The sequence below is a fragment of the Nonomuraea sp. NPDC003707 genome (assembly GCF_053587055.1).
This window is the reverse complement of sequence record NZ_JBSFNK010000013.1, coordinates 103,826-123,077: the sequence shown is the minus strand read 5'-3', so window position 1 is coordinate 123,077 and position 19,252 is coordinate 103,826. Positions and strand designations below refer to the sequence as shown.

The window sequence follows — 19,252 nt, the reverse complement described above, 5'->3', positions numbered from 1 at the left end:
AGCCCCGCCGAGGCCTGTGACCTGCGGCCGGATCTGATTCTGAGGCGTTGTCCAGAGCTCCGTGGTTCTCCTGGTTCGCCTCGCCGCAGGCCCCGGCGGGGCGGGCGATGGATCGTCAGGAGGACGCGCCTGTGTACCGGAGTTAGACTTGTCCCGCGGTACGCGATTCCTGACTGCGATTTGTGATGACACAGATCTTTACTGTCACCGAGGGTGAGGCGTTGGGACGTCCTGAACGTGTGCTGGATCCGGAGAATGACCCGCTCCACCGATTCGCGTACGAGCTCAGGCAGCTCCGGGCGAGAGCAGGAACACCCAGTTATCGGCAGCTTTCCAGGCGTGCGCATTTCTCGGTGACGGCCCTTTCCGAGGCGGCCGGTGGCGTGGTCGTCCCGAGTCTCGCGGTCACGCTCGCGTACGTTGAGTCGTGCGACGGCGATCGCGACGAGTGGGAAACTCGATGGCATGCCCTGATACGCGCGCTCGCTCCGGCCGATGCCGCCGCCGAAGAAAGCGCGGCCCCTTATCTGGGGTTGGCGTCGTTCGGGCCCGAGGACGCGCCGCTGTTCTTCGGACGCGAACGGCTGGTACGACAACTGCACGAACGACTGGCCGGCTCTTCTTTCCTCGCGTTGTTCGGCCCCTCGGGAGCCGGGAAATCGTCGGTGCTGCAGGCGGGCCTGTTGCCGGCTCTCACGAGAGCCGGAGCAGCGGGGAACGGCGGCGAATGCCTGGTCGTTCTGCTGACCCCCGGCGAGCAGCCACTCCGGCATCTGTCCATTCGCCTGGCGAACGCGCAGGGCCTCGCGGCAGGCCCGGTGCATGCGGCGCTCGACGCCTCGGCCGAGGCCATCCGCACGCAGTGCGCCCAAATGCTGATCGGCGAAGCGGACGGACGCCGCTTGACGATCATCGTCGACCAGTTCGAGGAGGCGTTCACCCTCTGCCACGACGAGCGCGAGCGCGCCGGCTTCGTCGCCGCGCTCTTGGCTGCCGCGCGTGAACCGCGGGTGCATGTCGTCCTGGGCATGCGTGCCGACTTCTACGGGCATTGCGCCCAATATCCGGCGCTCGTGTCCGCGTTGCAGGACAACCAGGTGCTGATCGGGCCGATGGAGGAGGACGATCTGCGTGCCGTCGTCACCGGCCCTGCCCGGTACGTGGGCGCGAAGGTCGACCCGGAGTTGGTGGAACTGGTCGTCGACGAGGGGCGCGGACAGGTGGGTGCGCTGTCGCTGGTCTCGCACGCCCTCCTGGAGACCTGGCGCCGCCGTACGGGCACGTCGCTCACGGTGGCCGCGTTCCGGGCGACGGGCGGCCTCCGTGCCGCGATCTCGCAGACCGCCGAGCGCGTCCACGGCGAGCTCGAGCCCGCTGAACAGGACGTGGCCAAGGACGTGTTCCTGCGGTTGACCATGCCCGGAGACGGGATCGAGGACACCCGGAGGCGAGCGTCCCGCGACGAGCTGGAGGCGAGTCAGCAGGGGCGGCTCACCGCCAAGGTGCTGGACAGGTTGATCGCCGCCCGGCTGGTCGTGGCCGAGGAGAACACCGTGACCATCGCCCATGAGGCGTTGATCAGGAGCTGGCCCCGATTACGCACCTGGTTGGAGGAGGATCGCGAACGGCTGCATGCCCACCGGCGGCTGACCGAGGCCGCCGCCGAATGGGAGCAGCACGGCCGGGACCAGGCGTTCCTCTATCTCGGGACGCGTCTGTCGAGGTGGCGTGACCACCCCCTCGAAGCGCTCAATGACCTCGAACGTGCCTTTCTCGAATCCGGCAATCGCCGTGAGGCGGCCGTGTCCGCCGGCCGACGCCGGCGCGTTCGCCTGGCAGTGGCCGTGCTCGTCTCGGCCACCGTTGTGATCAGCCTGCTGGCGGGTTTCGCCGTGTTCCAAGCCGGCCAGGCTCGCGAACAGCGAGATGTGGCGCTCTCTCGACAGCTCGCCGCCGAGGCGCGCGCCGAGCTGGCGCTGAACCCCAGGCGCGGGCTGGGGCTCGCGCGACGGGCGTACGGGCTGTGGCCGACGGTCGAAGCCGAGTCGGTCCTGCGGCAGGGCATCGTCGAAGATCACCTCCTGGCGACGGTCCCTGGGCTGGGACGGGCAATGGGAGTGGCGTTGAGCCCGGATGGCACTCGCCTGGCCGCCAGTTCGGCCGACGGCCTGGTGCGTGTGTGGCCGTGGCTCTCGGGCAGCCTGTCGGCTGGGCCGCCCGTCGTGCTGCGCGGGCATCGTGGAGAGGCGTTGAGCCCGAAGTTCAGCCCGGACGGGCGGTTTCTGGCAGTACCGGGAACCGACGAGTCGATTCGCGTGTGGGACCTGTCCGGTGGCGCGGAAGCCGTCGTGCTTTCCGGACATGAGGGCCCGGTGTGGAACGTGGCGTTCAGTCCTGACGGACGGCTGCTGGCCAGCGCCGGAAATGACGGCACGGTCCGTGTCTGGAACCTGAAGGGCGCCGGCGCCCCGAGGATTCTGCGTGGGGACAAGGGGGTGAGCGTGGCAGTGGCGTTCAGCCCCGACGGACGCCTGCTGGCCGGCGCCGGCCACGACGCCACCGTACGCCTGTGGGATCTGAAGGGACGCGGCAAGCCACGAGTACTGCGCGGACACACCGGGGCGATCAAGAACGTGGCGTTCAGCCCGGACGGGGGCCTGCTCGCCAGCGTGAGCGTCGACGGCACGGCGCGCGTGTGGCGAACAGGCGGGAACACGCCGCCCGTCGTGCTGTACGGACACGAAGGCGCGGTGGAGGGGCTGGCCTTCAGTCGTGACGGGCACCGGCTGGCCACCACGAGTGACGACTCCACGATCCGCATCTGGTCCCCGGGAGGAACCGGGGGTCCGCTCGTGCTGCGTGGTCACGAGCGGGTCGTTTGGGGCGCGGCGTTCAGCGCTGACGGGACCAGGCTGGTGTCCGCGGGCGACGACGGGACCGTACGCGTCTGGGATCCGGCAGGCATGGGGCTCGTTTCGGTGCTGCGCGGCCATGAGAAGGAGGTGTGGACGGCGGCCTTCGATTCGAGCGGCCGGCGGGTGTTCAGCGGAGGTGTGGACGGCGCCGTCCGGAGCTGGGACTGGTCTGCCGGCACCAATCGCGTGCTGGACCGACACGACGGCGAGGTGGTGGGCCTGGGCGTGAGCCGCGACGGGAGGCGCCTGGCCAGCGCCGCCACCGATGGCACGATACGGGTCGCCGACACGGGCGGCGAGACGAAGCCGGTGGTGCTGCGTGGCCACGAGCGTGTGGTGTGGAGCGCCGAGTTCAGCCCGGACGGGCGGTGGCTGGCCAGCGCCGGCCGTGACGGCACGCTACGTGTGTGGGATCTCACCGGCGCAGCGGAGACTCTGGTCCGGCAGGCGGACGCCGAGCAGATCCGCGATGTCACCGTCAGCCCGGACGGGCGCCGGCTGGCGACCGGCGGGCGGGACGGCACCGTACGGATCTGGGACCCGCACCGCGACCTGCCCCCGCTGATCCTGCGCGGCCATCGAGGTCTCGTGTGGGCTGTCGCGTTCAGTCCGGATGGGCGGCTCCTGGCCAGTGCGGGCACCGACGGCACCGTGCGGATCTGGCCCGTATCCGGCCGAGGCGAGCCTCTGGTGTTACGCGGCCACCAGAACATGGTGTGGTCCGTCGCCTTCAGCCCCGACGGGCGATGGGTGGCGGGAACCGGACACGACGGGACGGCCCGCATCTGGCGCACCGACGTGGCCGCCCCTCCCATGACGGTGGACGGGTTCGCCGCCACCGTTGAAAGCGTCGAGTTCTCCCCTGAGGGACCGGGACCGCTGCTGGCCACCGCCCACGGGGACGGCACCGTGCGCTTGTGGCGCTGCACCGCCTGCGAACCGATCGATGATCTGCTCACCCGCGTCGATCGGCGACTCGCCGGGGAATGACCCCCGGACCGCCGACCACGCTCCATCCGTTCAGGTCAGGCCCCTTCCCGTTGAATTTTCCGCCTCTCGTCCGGCCACCCCCATACCCGCGCCGCCTGACAGGCGCGGGCGAGGTGGCGGTCCATGCTGTGCAGGGCGCGGTCGGACATTGACAGCGGGCTCAGGGCTGGGTGGCGGGGCACACCGTGAAGGGCTCGATGCCCGCCAGGTAGGTCCGCCACTCCTCGGCCGACAGCGCGCGGCCGGCGCGGGCGCACACCTGCGTGACCAGCCGCCGCTCGTCGAGCTCGTGGGTGCGCAGCGTGCCCTCGGACGTCAGGCTGTAGATCTTCGTGCCGTCCGGGGAGAAACCCAGCCAGGAATTGTTGCCGACCGACTCCGTCAGGCCGTCGAACACGACGCCCAGCTCCCGCTTGCCGGCCACGTCCCACAGCCGGATCCGGGGGCCGTCCTCGTACACGGCGATCGTGCGCGCGTCCGGCGACCAGGCGACCGCCGCGACCGGCACGGCCCCGGCCCCGGCCCCGTCCAGTGCGGCCGGGAAGACGGCGAGGCGGGTCTTGAGGTCGCGGTCCCACAGGGTGAGCCGGTTGAACCCGGCGAAGACCACCTGGCTGCCGTCGGGGCTGAAGGCGGCGGCGAGGCCGAGCCGCTGGGCATCCTTCGCGGTGGGCAGGGTGGCCTTGTTCACCGTGTCGTACAGGAGCGGCCCGTTGCCCGCGACGAGCAGCCAGCCGTCCGCGCCGGCGCTCATCGGCGGGAAGCCGGTCTGCCCGGTGGAGGTGGACACCCGGCGCGCGAGGTCGCGCACCTCCAGCCACTCATCGCCGCCGGAGGACTTGGCCAGGAAGGCCAGCGTGCGGCCGTCGCGGGTGAAGGCGAGCTCGCTGATCTGCTCCGTCCCCTTGGTGACGGCCGCGAAGTCGTCGACCGTCCGCCCGGTGGCGACGTCGAGCACACGGACGCGCGCGCCGTCCCCGTAGGCCAGCCGCCTGCCGTCGGAGGTGAACGCCATGGCCTCGCCCCAGCCCTTCCAGGTGATCGGGCCCGCCAGGCGGCGGCCGGACGCCGCGTCCAGGAGGGTCAGGTCGTAGTCCCGTTTGGCCGCCACGACGCGGCCGTCCGGCGACGGCTGCAGGTCGTCCGCCTCGGCGCCAAGCGACGGGTCGAACAGCATGGACACGTCGATCGTGAAGACGGTCCCTTCGCTGTCCAGCCCGCGCACGGCTTTCGCGGCGAGGTCGAACCGAACCTGCATGGATCCGGGCAGCGGCAGCTTCAGCACGGTCGACCAGTCGCTCCAGCGCGTCAGCACGAGCTCGTTGTCCTGGGCGTCCCACTGGGCGACGAATTCGTCGCCGAAGACGGAGTCGACCTCCTGCCCGGCCTTGCCGTCCTCGGCGAATTTGGTCGTGCCGGAGGTCAGGTCGTACACGTGAACCATGGGCTGGTCGCGGCCGGGCACGTCCTGGACGAGCGCCAGCCCGCTGCCGTCACCGGTGAACTTGACCTCGGACACGGTGCCGGAGGCGGGCGGCCTGTCGACCTGCAGCAGGCGGCTCCGGCGCAGGTCCCACACCTCGGCCGCGTCCCGGCCGCGGGCCACGAAGCCGTAGCGGCCGTCCGCGCCGACGCCGTTCAGCACGGCGCCGCGCGGCGAGGTGAGCCACTTGTGCCCGGCGACGTCCCACCATCGCTCGCCGTCGTCCCCGTGCGGGACGGACAGCAGCCGGCCGGTACGGTCGAATTCCAGCTTCCCGGACGTGCCCGCGTTGCCCGCCTCGGCGCCGAACCGGTCCTCGAGCGGCCGGCCCGTGGCGGAGTCCCAGAGTTGCACCCCCTGGTCGTCCAGGACGGCCAGGCTGCGGGCGCCAGGGCTCACAGCGAGCGCGTTCGGGGACTGGGGCAGGCCGGAGAACTCGTGCAGCCGCCGCCCGCTCGTGACGTCCCAGATCCGGACCGTGCCGCCGTCGGCGGAGGCCAGCATCCGGCCGTCCGGGCTGAGCGCCTGCGTGGTCTGGGCGCTGACGCCCGGGGCGACGAAGACGTCGCTCGTGTGCCGGGAGGCCGACTCGTACAGCGCGCCGCGCGTCTCCGTCAGCGCGGGCGCGAGCCGCCAGGCGGCCACGGACAGCAGCCGGGCCAGCCGCGGTTCCTGCTCCCGCAGGCCGTCGGCGCGCAGGGCCAGCTCCTTGGCCAGGGCCTCGTCGCGCTGCCGGTCGGACTGCCTGCGCAGGTACTCGGCGGCGCCGAGCCCGCCGAGCGCGGCGACCAGCAGGACCGCCAGGACCGCCGCGATCAGGTTGCGCGTCCTGGAGCGCCGGCGGGACTGCCTGGCGGCCGCGTCAAGGAAGTCGCGTTCGCGGCGGGTGAGCGTGAGGTCCTTGCGCTCGGTGGCCGCCCACTGCAAGGTCCGGTCCAGGTGGGTGCCCTGCAGCAGGTCAGCGGGTTTGCGACCGTGGCCGTCCCACTCGGCGGCTGCTGCGGCGAGCCTGCGGTGCACGGGCAGCCCGGCGCTGTTGCCCGCCACCCACTCGCCCAGCCGGGGCCAGGCGCGCAGCAGGCCCGGCATGGCCAGCGCGTACGCCGTCCCGGCCCGCGTGACGATGCCCGCGGCGGCGAACACGTCGAGCAGCGCGTCGACGGCCGCCGTCTCAGGCAGCTCGTCCCGGCCGACCGGCCGGAGCGCGTCGCCGTCGATCATCCGCAGGAAGACCTCGGGCACGCTCGCCCGCTCGGTCTCGGTGAGCTCGGCGTAGAGCTCCTCGGCGATCGCGCCCAGATCCGGCTCCGCCCGGCCCTTCAGCGTGCCCGCCAGCGTGCCACCGCGCGCCAGCGGGTCCTCCTCAGCGGCGCCGGCCGCGACGGTGTCGTCGAGCAGGCGCAGCAGCACCTGCTTGGCGGCCGGCCGGTCGGCGGCGTTCCTGGACAGCGCGGCCGCCACGAGGGAGCCGAGCGGTTCGGGCAGCCCGGCCACGTCCGGCGTGAAGTCGAGCAACCGCCCGATGACCGCCATCGGGTCGCCGGGCTCGATCGCCTCAGCCCCCCGGGCCGCGAACAACACGACCAGGCCCCACGCCCACAGATCGGCCGCCTCGGTCACGGCGCGCCCGTCGAACACCTCCGGCGACATGTAGTTCGGCGTGCCCATGACCGGACCGCTCGTGGTGGGCCCGACCTCCCTGGCGACACCGAAGTCGATCAGCCGAGGGCCGTCGGGGCCGAGGATGATGTTGTCCGGCTTGAGGTCGCGGTGAACGATGCCGGCCTGGTGGATGGCGGTCAGCGCGGTCGCCACGCCGACGGCCAGGCGGCGCAGCCGGTCGCCCTCGTAGGGGCCCGACTCGGCCACGACCTGCCGCAGGCTGAGGCCGGCGACGTACTCGCTGACGATGTACAGCGGAGCCACCTCGACCTGCGCCTCGATCACCTTGGCAGTGCAGAACGAGGCCACCCGCTGGGCCGCCGACGCCTCCTTGGCCAGCCTGGCCCGCGCCTGCGCGCCCTCGGACCTGGGCACCTTGATCGCGACCCGCTCGCCCCGCTCGCCGTACGCCTCGTAGACGACGCCCTGGCCGCCCGCGCCGAGACGGCCGACCAGCCAGTACCGTCCCAGGCGGTGCGGGTCGGAAGAAGTGAGAGGAACCATCAAGTCCGCCATTCTGCTCGATCGGAGTCTCCCGGACCGGCCTGGAGCTCCCGAAGCCACGGCGAGCCGCACGATAGGCATCGTCGCGGTCATCCGGCCGGGAAGTTCGGCGCGAGCCGGTGACCGGGGGCGACACTCCTCCTTTGGGGCTGGCCGCACGACCCCCGAACGGAGGGCCTTTTGAAGCACTTACCGCCTGCCTTGCTCTTCGACTTCGTCATGATCGTTTGCGGCCGGTCGACCCGGTCGTTGAGCTCTCTGATCCTGGCTTCTCGCTCGCGATCGTGTTCTCGCGTGCGGTCATGGACGCGGTCATCCGCCCCGTGCGACGGCGCCGCCGGACGGGCAGCGCCGCGCGGGTTCCACACATCCGACCGCGAAACAGGATGATCACTTGCGGCGGAGCCGGGTGGATCTCCGGCTGTCGCGTGGGTTGAACGGGCTCGGCTCGCGGGCGCGGGGCGCTGCCTGGCGGATCGGCCGGCCTGGGCGTGCGGCTCTCCGGCCGGTCCCGGCCGCCGCCTGTCAGGCAGCGCTCCGCGATTTCCTCGAGGCGTCCGCGGACAGATGCATCGCGCGTACGCGAACCCGCTGCCGCCGGATCCCGTTCCGCATCACAGCGATCAAGCACACATCGGCATGACACCCTGGCGGCCCGATCGCGCTCGCTTTCGAGGCGGGCGGTCAGTACCGCCGCAACGGCTAGCAGTAGCTGGCGCCGTTGAACCTGCGCGGCGCCTTGGGCACGGTGCTGGAGATGGTCTGGCCGGGGTCGACGGTGAAGCAGCGGCCGTCGGCCCCGTACGACCAGTCGATGCGGTAACGCATCCGGACGCCGCAGTCGTTGCGGGCGTAGCCGGTCTTGTTGACCCAGCCGCTCTTCTGCCAGATGGCGACGCAGGCGGGGGTGTTGCCCTGCGCCTTGGCGGTGTCGGCGACGGCGCCGGTCGGGGCGGCCGTCAGCATGGCGATGGAGGCCGCGCCACCGATGGCCAGGGCGGTGAGCGACTTACGAAGCTTGATGCTCATCGTCGTCTTCCTCTCGAGTGTTGTAGCTGATGAGAGGAAGGTAGGTGCGGCCGTGTTGAGTCCATGTTGAGGATTCGTTCAGGCCCCTCCGGACCCCGGAACGGGACCCGCATATGACCCAGCGTGAGCGGCCGGTCTGCTTCTTGCCCAGCCACAGCAGGAACAACTGGAGCGGGAAGAGCACAACCGCGAGGGCGATGGCCCAGGCCAGGAAGCTCGGGAAGTCGATCGCCCGGACCAGGGGGCGGCGATGAACGCGTACACGGCGACGATGACCGCGCCGAGCACCAGGTGCAGTGCGATGGAGAACGGGACGGAGCGACGGTCGGCGGGGAGCTTCGCGACGAAGCCTTTCGGCTGGGCGCTTCGGGCGTCGGCCGGGGCTGCATTGCTTTGTCCATGCCGAGAATCGTGGCCGCACGACCCTACACGGACCTGACATCGCTCCGATACGGCTTCGAGTCGCCGTGCATGGGCGGCGGCGGAGCCATCGGATACGCCGCCCGCTTCCCCGGCAGGTTCACCGCCGCCGCCTCCTCCTTCAGCGGAGCGCTCGACAACGACCAACCGGTCTGGACCGCCACGCAGGCCACCAAGGACACACCCGCCTGGGCGGCATGGCTGCCCGGAGACCTCCCGATGGCCTCGCACCCGGTGATCGGCCGGCTGGAGGACGGCCGCCCGGTGGCCTTCGCCGTGGACGCCGGTGGCGAGCCGTGGGTGCTGCCGCAGACCGCGGCGAGCGGGCCGTACACCTCGTGGATCAGCCTCGGCGTGGCCGGGCTCGGGAGCGCCACCCCGACGGTGACCACGGTCAGCGGCGGGATCAGGGTGTTCGTCCGCGGGACCGGCGGAACGGTGCTCACCAATCGGCAGGACAACGCCTGGGAGCAGGCGCCGGGCTTCACCGTCGCCGGTCGCCCTCCTCAGCCCGACGACCGGCAAGACCGAGATCTTCACCCTCCCGGCACGGACGGGGCCGTCTACAGCACCGGCGAGACCACGCAGGGCTCCGGCACGTGGCGTGGCTGGGAACGCAAGACGTTCGACCCCGGCATGTGCGCGACCGATCCCACCGCGTTCGCCTTCCCCAGCGTCAACGGCCCCGACTGGGCGTTCCCGTTCCGCAACGCCGACAACCGGACCCGGATCTACGTGGTCCCGACGTCGCCGGCGGCCGCGGCGCAGTACGGCGAGGCCGGGCAGGACGCCGGGCGTTCCCCACCTGCCCTCGCGGCGGTCGCTGCCTGCGCTTGCCCGTGACGGCACGCGTCTGTTGCGGCGGCCGCCGCGGCCGGGCATCGTAGAAGCGCCGTTCCCTTCCTGGAGGCGGACCATGACGCGGGTGCGGGGGTGAGGGTTTGTCCGGCAGGCTCGCGTCGTCCGCCCGTCGGCTTTCCGCTCTGGACCCGCGGTTGCTCGACGTCGCCCTGGCGGTCGCGCTGGGCGTCGGCACCTCGTTGTGGGAGGTGCTGGAGCTGGGCAAGGGGCGCCCGGCCGATGCGCGGTCGCTGGCGCTGACCGCGCTGGTGAACGCGCCCCTCGCGCTGCGCAGGCGGGCGCCGTTCACGGTCCTGGTCGTCTCGACGTCGGCTGCGCTGCTCTACCACCTGCTGGGCCACCACCCGGGGCTCAACAGCATCGGCCCGCTGCTGGCGCTGTACTCCGTGGCGGCGCACGGTTCCTGGCAGGCCGGCGCGGGCGGGGCGGTGCTGGTGGTGGCCGAGTGGACGCATGCCTCGGTCAACCAGCCCGGCGTGGCGCTGTGGTCGGCGCTGGGCCAGTCGCTCATCGTGGGCGGCTGGGCCTTCACCACGGGGACGATCGTGCGCCTGCTGAGCGCGCGCGGCAAGCAACTGGTGGCGCTGGCCGAGCAGTTGGCCGCGGAACGGGACGCGGCCGCCCGCCGGGCGGTGACCCGCGAGCGGGTGCGCATCGCCCGGGAGCTGCACGACGTCGTCGCACACCACATGTCGGTCATATCCGTACAGTCCGGGTTAGGCCGTTACGTGGCGCTGTCCGACCCCGCCACCGCGCACGCCACGCTGGGCGTCATCGCCGACACCAGCCACGAGGCGCTCACCGAGATGCGGCGCCTGCTGTCGATCCTGCGCGTCGAGGCCCACGAGCAGGACGAAGGGCGCTACTCCACGATGTCCCGCCTGAGCGACCTGGAGACCCTCGTGGAACGCATGCGCGCGGCCGGGCTGAACGTCCGGTTGACCGTCGAGGGCCCGGCCAGGACACTACCGCCGGGCCTCGACCTGTGCGCCTACCGCATCGTCCAGGAGTCGCTGACCAACGTGCTCAAACACGCCGGGGCCGGCCGGGCGGACATCAACCTGACCTACGCCCCCGACAAGCTGACCCTCCGCGTCACCGACGACGGCGCGGGCCCCGCCCCGGGACCAGGCCGTGGCGGGCACGGGTTGATCGGCATGACCGAACGTGTCAGGCTCTACCAGGGAACGATCATCGCAGGCGGTCGCCCGCAGGGCGGCTACGAGGTTCTGGCGACCTTCCCGCTCTCCCCCTCCGAAGAGGACGAACGGATCTGATGACCAAGGTCCTGGTGGTGGACGATCAGGTGCTCATCCGGGCCGGCCTGGCGGCGCTGCTGCGGGCCGCCGGGCTGGAGGTGGTGGGCGAGGCCGTCGACGGCGAGGAGGCCGTGCGCCTGGCCGCCGAGCTCCGGCCCGAGGTGATCCTCATGGACATCAGCATGCCGCGACTGGACGGCATCACCGCCATGGAGCGCATCCTGGCCTCCGCCGCCGGCCTCCCGCCCAAGGTCCTCATCCTGACCACCTTCGACCTGGACGAGTACGTCTACAACGCCTTACGCCTGGGGGCCAGCGGCTTCCTGCTCAAGGACACCTCCCCCGAGCGCATCATCTCGGCCATCGGCGCCGTCGCCACGGGTGACGTGCTGCTGGCGCCGGGCATCACCAAGCGCCTGATCGAGGCGTTCATCGTCCCGCCCACGCCCCCGCCCTCCCTCGACGGCCTGACCGCCCGCGAGACGGAGGTGCTGTGCCTGGTGGGGCAGGCGCTGTCGAACAAGGAGATCGCCGACCGGCTGTCGGTGAGCGAGGGCACCATCAAGACCCATCTCAACCGGCTGATGAGCAAGCTGGGCCTGAACAGCCGCGCGCAGGCGGTGGTGCTGTCCTACGACTGCGGCCTGGTCAAGCCCGCCGCCCCCTGACCGGCGCCTCGGCAGGCGGTGCGTCTGGGATGACGGGCTCCTTCGCCGCGCTGCGACTGCTGCCCATGAGCGATCGAGACAAGGACATACGCCGACGAGACCGGCTCGGCGGAGTCCTCCACGAGTACTCACATGCCGCGTGACCTCTATGGAGGTAATTTCTGGCAGGTGCACTTCCGGACAGACCCGTTCTCCGAAGCCGGCGCCGACACCGTGCGTGCCTTGTCGTCGCGCCGTTCCGGCGAGCCGCTCGAATGAGCAGCTAATCTATTAATAAACTTTACTTTAAATTCTGTCCGGCCCGCAGGTAGAAAGAGCCCTATGAAAAGACATGCTCTTCGACTGGTGGTCATCGCCCTCGCCCTGACCGCCGTCGGCGGCATCCCCGCCAACGCCGGCACCGCCGATCAGCCCGTGCCTCTCGGCCGCACCACGCTGGGTGGCGCCGACCCCAGCGTCATCAAGGTCGGCGATCTCTACGTCGCGGCCAAGTCGGTGAACGGCGGCGTCGCTGTACGGACGGCGACCACTCTCGAGGGCATCGCCGTCGCGTCCCCGCGCCAGGTGTGGATGGACACCGGAAACCTCGGTGAGGTGTGGGCTCCCGAGATCGTGCACCACGACGGCCGCTACCACATCTACTTCGCGGCGGGCCGCGGCGCCGCCCACCGGATGTACCACATCAGCTCCGCCACCGCCGATTCCGGTTATTCCGCCGCGACGAAGGTCGCCCTGCCCGGCGACAAGTGGGCCATCGACGGCGTGCCGTTCACCTTCAACGGCCAGCGCTGGTTCGTGTGGTCCGGCTGGGCGGGCGACACCAACGTCGAACAGAACCTCTACCTCGCCCGGATGAGCGGCCCGACCACGACCACCGGCGGCCGGTACATCATCTCCCAGCCGCGGGAGCCGTGGGAGCGGGTCGTCGGCAACCCGTTCATCAACGAGGGCCCCGAGCCGATCCTGGACCCGAACGGGCAGTTGCACATCGTGTACTCGGCGAACGGCAGTTGGAGCAGCAAGTACTGCCTCGCCGATCTGCGGCTGCGCTCCGGTGGTGACCCGACGAACGTGTGGGACTGGTACAAGAGCAACGGTTGCCTGTTCGGCTCGTACGCGGAGTACATGATGGCGGGCTGGACCCCGACGCTGCACGTGGACGGCCCGGGTCACCACACGTTCGTGCTGGAGCGCGGGGACATCGCCACCAGCCCGCCGTCCGGCAACCGGTTCCCGACCATGTACCACGCGGTTGCCAAGGGCACGCCGTACTCGTGGTCCAACCGGTACTGGTACACCGGCACGGCCGTGTGGTGGAGCAATACCACCTACCGGCGGGCGAACGTGCCCGGCGCCAACACCAACGTCGGGTACAGCCTCAAGTTCTTCGAGTGACGCACGTACGACGCCTGATCCGCCATCCTTGGTGAGCGCCTCGACTGGTTCGTCACATCCGAGCCGATGTCGGTGCGGAACGGCGCCTCCCGTACGGGCGCGCATCGCCGAGCGCGCCGGGACCTCCCCGGCCGTGCCGGTGTTGTGGAGCTGCGAGTCGCCGCACCGGACCGCGACAGGAGCGGCCCGATCACGATCAGGAACGCCGGTCCCCTCCTCAGCCGGAGGCGCTGCGGCCTTCGAGGCGGCTGATCGCCTGGGTTCCGGCGTTGCCGCGCAGGCCCGCGGCGTAGTGCCAGCCGTTCAGCGCACCGGGCTGGGTGAAGTCGACGCGGCCCTGGGTCGTGCTCGTCATGATCTGGGACCAGCCCCAGCCGCGCCCGCGGTCGACCCACGTGCTGATCGCGTTGCCGTCGAGGACGAACGCCCAGCGATCGGCGGGCTCCAGGGGCCCCGTGGCGCAGCAGGCGCTGGTGAGCTTGCCGTCGATCCTGATGTCGATGCCGTGCTGGCCCTTGATCCCGGTCCAGGCCATGACGTAGTTGCGCTCGTCCTTGACCAGCCCGTTGAACAGGGCGTCCTGCCCCTTCCCCGTGCCGGCCCATTTGCCGTGGTCGACGATCACCACGGCCCGGGAGCTCTTCGGCCCGGAGCCATGGGCGACCAGCCCGTAGTAGGCGCCCGGCCCCTGCGCCCGCAGGGTGCCCGCGCCGAAGGTCAGCTGCGGCAACGCCTCGCTCGCCGACGGCTTGTGGAGCGTGTAGCCGGCGCTGGAGTCGGTGTCGAAGGTGTCGTCCACGCCGACCTCGGGGTAGGCCTCGGGGGCGAAGTCGACCGTCGATCTGCTGATCGTCTGGATCGCGTGCTCGCCCCAGCTCGCGGTGGCGGTGAAGTCCGCGGTCCGGCCGGTCGACACGGCCGATTCGGACCGTACGGTGAACGCGACATGACGGGCTTCGCCGGGCTTCAGTGAGCTGATCACATCAGACTCGGCGGCGGTCGCGGTCCAGCCCTTCGGGGCCGACAGCCGCACTCGGACGTTCCTCGCCGTCCTGGCGGTGTCGTTGACCACCGAGACGATCGCCGTCCCGGAGCCGGATCCGGGAGAGATCGCGGCCGGAGCCTGGTACACCGAGAGCCGGGAGTCGACAGCCCGGAATCGTGGACGCTCGTCGGGCACGGAGACATGACCGCTGACCAGCGTGGGCGGTGTGCCGTGGCGGCCCGAGCGGGCGCCGAAGATCGACAGCCCGCCGCCGTCGGAGGCGAAGCGCACGGTGACGGTGTCGGCGTCGCCGAGTTGCCGCGTGGTGATCGGGATCGCGACGCGATAGCCGTAGCGGTTGCCGAAGTCCCCCGCGATCGAGCCGCGTGATCGACCGGCCAGCGCCGTCGGACCGTGGGGATCGTCGGGCAACTCGATCATCGGCAGCGAACTGCCGTTGACGGACACGGTGAGGCGGGTGGGGTAGCGGCGCGCGCTGGTCACGTTGTTGGGGTCGTACCAGCCGCGTGCCTGGGCGGCCGCGATCTCCGCCACCAGGGTCGCCCCGCGCGCCCGGGCCGTGCGTACCTCCTCCGGCACCTGGACCTTGTACTCGAAGTGGCCACGGCCGTAACCGGTGACCCAGTCCGACCCGCCGGTGGTCTTGGCCTGGGCTCCGCCGGTCCACTCCTGCGCGGTCACCTCGCCTGCCGGGAAACCGGCTTCGCCGTCAGGGCCGGGGGTGTCGAAGGTGAGGTAGTTCTCGGCGACGGTCCTGCCGCCGGCCTCGAGCCAGATCCACAGGTGCCCGGCCCGCAGCTTGCCGGGTGCGGTGACCGACACAGTGCCGGCGTCGGAGACGCCGTACCGCGAGGGGGCGACCGGCCGCGACCCGCCACCGGCGTCGGAGACCCAGCGGCCCTCGTCGTCGTATCCGCCGATCTTCCACCGGAGCTCGGCCCGGGAGAGATCGTCATCGGAGAAGTGGCTGATCCTGACCGGGACGTCGATCGCGCCTCCACGCTCGACGGTGCGCGTCGATGGGCCCATCAGGGAGATCGCGTCGTCGCCCTGGAACATCTCGATGCCGCGGGACCTGCCGTCATGGTCCGTGAACTCCGGCTGGTTCGGCTGCCGGTCGAAGGTGACCGGGCTGTGGACCTCCTGCTCGGTTTCGGCCAGTTGGACGCCGACGTAGCCGTTCAGCTGGGGATAGGCGCGGAAGAGGCTCGCCGTGTGCGGGAACTGTCCGGACCTGATGGCGAACTCGGAGTTGAGCCAGGGCTGTCCGCTCTGGGCGCCGTCGTCGAAGTTCCAGGTGGAGCCCGGCTTGACCTGAGCGTCGAACCCGTCCAGGAGTCTCTTCCACTCGTCGTAGGTGGACAGGTAGTAGTGGAAGTCGTTGAGATCGGTGTCGAGGTGGCCGTTCTGGCAGCAGGCGGAGTTGTCGACGACCAGCCGGGTCGGGTCGAGGCCGTGCGCGGTCTGCACCATCCTGCGCACGTACGGGAATGCCGCCGCCGGGATCGGCTGCTGCCACGGTTCGTCGTTGATGCCCCAGGATTCGTTGAAGATCGTCCAGATCACGATCGACGGGTGATTGTGATCACGCTGGAACGTGTCGCGCAGCAACCCCTCGAAGAGCCGCTCCGCCTCCTCTCCCAGGGAGTGCCAGCCCGCGTTGGGGAGGTCGTACCAGATCATCAGCCCGAGCTTGTCCGCCCAGTGGTAGTAGGCCGGTTCGTTGACCTTGAGGTGGTTCCGGATCACGTTGAACCCGAGCTTCTTGGCGTTCTTCAGGTCGAGCAGGATCGACCCGCGGCCCGGCTCGGCCTCCGTCCCGGTGCGCAGATCGGGGCCGGCGGTGACCCCGGTGTAGGTGTACAGGCCCCACGGGTTGTAGCCCTGGTCGAGGACGCCGCGCAGGTAGACCGGCCGGTTGTTGAGATGGATGTACTGGTATTCGCCGGTGTGGCCGGGCGCCCATTGACGGTCGATCGTGCGCATCCCGAAGGTGGTCCGGATGCCGTCGTCGTCGCCCAGCCGGATGTCGGCGGTGTACAGGGCCGGATCGTCCGGCTCCCACAGGAGCGGGCGCTCGATCGGGATCCGCGCCGAGCCCTTGCCGTCGCTCAGGGGTACGGTGACGGCGCCGGCGACCTTTCCGCCGGGGTCCTTGATCTTCACCGTGGCGGTTCGCGCGCCGACGGCGGTGACGTCGATCCTCGCGGCCGCCGCGGACGGGGCGCGCGTGTCCCCCTCGAAGGTCAGCTCCGGGGTCACCCGCGTCTGGACGAGCCGGGCGTCGGTGTACGGCTCGATCCACACCGACTGCCAGATGCCGCCGACGTCGGTGAACCAGCCGGTGTTCTCCCCGTCGGGCACGCCCGTCTGCTTGCCCATGGGGTACGGCGATTCGGGCGTCGTCGGTGGCGCGACCACCCGGATCGTCACCGTGTGGGTCGAGCCCGGAGCCAGTGCGCCCAGCCCGGCGCTGATCTCGGTGTAGCCGTTCCCGGTGTAGGGCAGCACCGGCCTGCCGTCGAGCCAGACCGCCGCGCCCCAGTCGGCGGCCCCGATGCGCAGCCGCACCTGCCCGGAGAAACCCTTGGGCACGGTGAACGAGCGCCGGTACCAGACCGTCCCGCGGTAGCCGGAGAAGGCGCTGCGGAAGATCTCCTTGGTCGCCAGTTCCTCCTCGCCCCAGGCGGCGAGCGACTGGTAGCCGAACGGCACCCGGATCGCCTTGCCCAGCGTGTGGGCCGGGTCGAACCACCGCTCACGCTCGCCCACGTCGCCGGGGTCGAAGTCGAACGACCAGGTGCCGTTCAGCGACAGCCACGCGTCGCCGGTGAACGGGCGCCGATCGGCGTCCGGGCGCGGGTACTCCGTCCTGGCCGGCTCGTCAGGCTTGAGCTTGAGGGTGAGCGAACTTCCCACGACCGTCGATGCGAAGGCGTAGCCCTCCTTGGCCGCGACCACGAGGGCGCTGCTGTCGGGCACGCCGGCCAGCGTGAAGGTGCCGTCGCCCGCGGTCGTCGCGTAGACCCCGGACCTCGAGGCGTGCACGCCGGCCCCTGCGATCGGCATGCCGTCACGGGCGTCCACCACCCGGCCTCGTACCTCGATCGTCCCGCCCTGCACGGGGGCGACGGCGAAAGCGGCGTCGGGGGTGAGGGCGGCCGGGGACAGCAGCGTCAAGACGGTGACCAGCCCGACGGCGAACGCCCGCCGCTTCTTCGCGCTGGTTAACATCCCTCGGCCTCAGATCGCGCCTGCTCGATGGCGGCCGGACGTAGCTGTGCCGCGCGGATCCGCGAGACGTCCAGCTTGCTGGAGCGGTCGAAGCGATAGATCCCGTTCTGTTCCTGGAAGACGTCGGTGAGCTGCGTGTAGCAGTAGCCGAACATCCGAGGGTCGTTCAGCAGGACCCCGACCAGGCCGGCGAACCGCTGCTGGAGCTCCTCCTCGCCGGCGGGGCGCTCGCCGTATCCCCAGGAGCTCTCATCGGGACGCACGTCCGGATTCCACCAGATGCCGCCGAACTCGCTGCAGAAGTACGGCTGCCCCTGGTACGGCACCGACCACGCCGTGCCGTCGGGATCGGCGTTGACGTACGGCGTCCCGTCGGCCAGCCCCGCCATCAGCTTGCCGAACACCTCGGGATCCTGCTCGTAGCAGTGCGAGTCGTAGACGTCGGCGCCGGGGACCCGGTGCGCGTAGCCGGACGCGTCGATCACCGGGCGGGTGGGGTCGGCCGCCTTCGTGGCCAGGTACATGCCCCGGGTGACGTCGTCGAGCACGGTGATCCGGTCGTGCAGCCGCTGCCAGGTCTCGTTGAGCGGGCACCAGCCGACGATGCTCGGGTGGGAGTAGTCGCGCTCGACCGCCTCCAGCCACTGGGTCACGAACGACGCGGTCGGCTGCTGGTTGTCGCCGGGCGGCCCGCCGACGTTGGCCCCCCAGTCCCCGAACTCGCCCCAGACCAGGAAACCCGCCCGGTCCGCGTGGTACAGATACCGCTCCTCGAACACCTTCTGGTGCAGCCGCGCGCCGTTGAACCCCGCGGCCACGGCCAGCTCGATGTCGCGGCGCAGGGCCTCGTCCGTGGGCGCGGTCATCAGGCCGTCGGGGTAGTAGCCCTGGTCGAGCACGAGCCGCTGGTAGCGCACCTCGCCGTTGAGCAGGACGGCGTGCCCGTCGATGGCGACCGAGCGGAGCCCGGCGTAGCTGGTGGCGGTGTCGACCACGGCGCCGTCGCCGTCGAGCAGGTCGATGCGCAGGTCGTACAGGTGCGGGTCCTCGGGGGACCACAGCCGTACCCGGTCGTCCGGCAGCGGCAGCCAGACTTCGGCGGCCAGGTCGAGGCCGGCGCGAGCCTGCGCCTGCGCGAGGTCGCCGGCCTGGTCCGACACCGTCACCCTGACGGCGTGCCCGGAGCGGTCGCCCGACACCGGCACGGTGACGCGGAACGCGGAGGCCGCGACGTTCGGCGTGATCCGCGGCCGGCCGAGGTGCGTGCCGGGCACGGGCTCGCACCACACCGTCTGCCAGATGCCGGTGGTGCGCCCGTAGTGCGCGCCGCGCCCCTCGTAGTCGGTGCTCTGCTTGCCGCGCGCCTGCGGGCCGGAGCGGGCGTCGCGGGCGCGCACGACCACGGTGTACGTGTGCGCCGGATCGGCCGCCGCGGTCAGATCGCAGGTGAACGGGGTGAACCCGCCCCGGTGCCGGCAGGCCTCGACGCCGTCCACCCACACCGTGGTGTCGTGGTCCACCGCCTGGAAGTGCAGCAGCACCCGCTGCCCGGCCCAGTCCTGCGGCACCCGGACGGTACGGCGGTACCAGACGGCCGGATGGAAGTCCGGATCGCCGATGCCGGACAGCGACGCCTCCGGGCAGAACGGCACGACGATCTCGCCGATCAGATCCCGGTCGAGCAGGCCCCGCTCCAACCCCGAGTCGCCGGGGTCCCTCTCGAACTGCCAGGTTCCGTTGAGGCACCGCCATGCGGGGCGGACGAACTGCGGACGCGGGTACTCGGGACGGGGAATGACGGTGTTCACAAGACTCGCTTTCTCCGG

At 71.1% G+C, this 19,252-nt stretch carries 9 protein-coding genes; 5 read left to right on the top strand and 4 right to left on the bottom strand.

Annotated elements, in window-relative coordinates:
- Window positions 1-353: 353 nt before the first annotated feature.
- A complete protein-coding gene (locus ACWDRB_RS31495; RefSeq protein ID WP_449899737.1) occupies window positions 354-3,905 on the top strand; it encodes an nSTAND1 domain-containing NTPase in 3,552 nt (1,183 codons plus the stop codon).
- Window positions 3,906-4,065: 160 nt separating this feature from the next.
- On the opposite strand, the gene ACWDRB_RS31490 is transcribed toward ACWDRB_RS31495, so the two are convergent.
- Together ACWDRB_RS31490 and ACWDRB_RS31485 are read right to left on the bottom strand one after the other, a co-directional pair.
- Window positions 4,066-7,554, bottom strand: a complete 3,489-nt coding sequence (locus ACWDRB_RS31490) for a WD40 repeat domain-containing serine/threonine protein kinase (RefSeq protein WP_449900079.1) — start codon at window positions 7,552-7,554, stop codon at window positions 4,066-4,068.
- Window positions 7,555-8,256: 702 nt separating this feature from the next.
- Complete coding sequence (locus ACWDRB_RS31485) at window positions 8,257-8,583, bottom strand: hypothetical protein (protein ID WP_350734145.1); 327 nt, start codon at window positions 8,581-8,583, stop codon at window positions 8,257-8,259.
- Between the two features lie 399 nt (window positions 8,584-8,982).
- On the opposite strand from ACWDRB_RS31485, the gene ACWDRB_RS31480 reads away from it, so the two are divergent.
- From ACWDRB_RS31480 to ACWDRB_RS31465, 4 genes are all read left to right on the top strand, one after another.
- On the top strand, window positions 8,983-9,846 hold the full coding sequence (locus ACWDRB_RS31480) for a hypothetical protein (protein WP_449899735.1): 864 nt from the start codon (window positions 8,983-8,985) through the stop codon (window positions 9,844-9,846).
- 98 nt (window positions 9,847-9,944) lie between these two features.
- Window positions 9,945-11,141 carry a sensor histidine kinase gene (locus tag ACWDRB_RS31475; RefSeq protein ID WP_449899733.1) on the top strand — a complete coding sequence of 399 codons (1,197 nt, stop codon included), beginning with the start codon at window positions 9,945-9,947 and terminating at the stop codon, window positions 11,139-11,141.
- Entirely contained in the window at window positions 11,141-11,791 is a 651-nt protein-coding gene (locus ACWDRB_RS31470; protein ID WP_449899730.1) for a response regulator, read from the top strand. The genes ACWDRB_RS31475 and ACWDRB_RS31470 overlap by 1 nt, the downstream gene beginning before the upstream one ends.
- Window positions 11,792-12,112: 321 nt before the next feature.
- Window positions 12,113-13,186 (top strand): glycoside hydrolase family 43 protein, encoded by a 1,074-nt coding sequence (locus tag ACWDRB_RS31465; protein ID WP_449899728.1) that lies wholly within the window; start codon window positions 12,113-12,115, stop codon window positions 13,184-13,186.
- 217 nt (window positions 13,187-13,403) lie between these two features.
- Here the strand turns inward: ACWDRB_RS31465 and ACWDRB_RS31460 are convergent, their stop codons facing one another.
- Together ACWDRB_RS31460 and ACWDRB_RS31455 are read right to left on the bottom strand one after the other, a co-directional pair.
- The gene (locus ACWDRB_RS31460; RefSeq protein ID WP_449899726.1) at window positions 13,404-17,426 is read right to left on the bottom strand and encodes a glycoside hydrolase family 2 TIM barrel-domain containing protein; all 4,023 of its coding nucleotides are present in this window, start codon (window positions 17,424-17,426) and stop codon (window positions 13,404-13,406) included.
- The gene (locus ACWDRB_RS31455; RefSeq protein ID WP_449899724.1) at window positions 17,420-19,234 is read right to left on the bottom strand and encodes a glycoside hydrolase family 2 protein; all 1,815 of its coding nucleotides are present in this window, start codon (window positions 19,232-19,234) and stop codon (window positions 17,420-17,422) included. Before ACWDRB_RS31455 ends, ACWDRB_RS31460 begins: the two co-directional genes overlap by 7 nt.
- Window positions 19,235-19,252 lie beyond the last annotated feature (18 nt).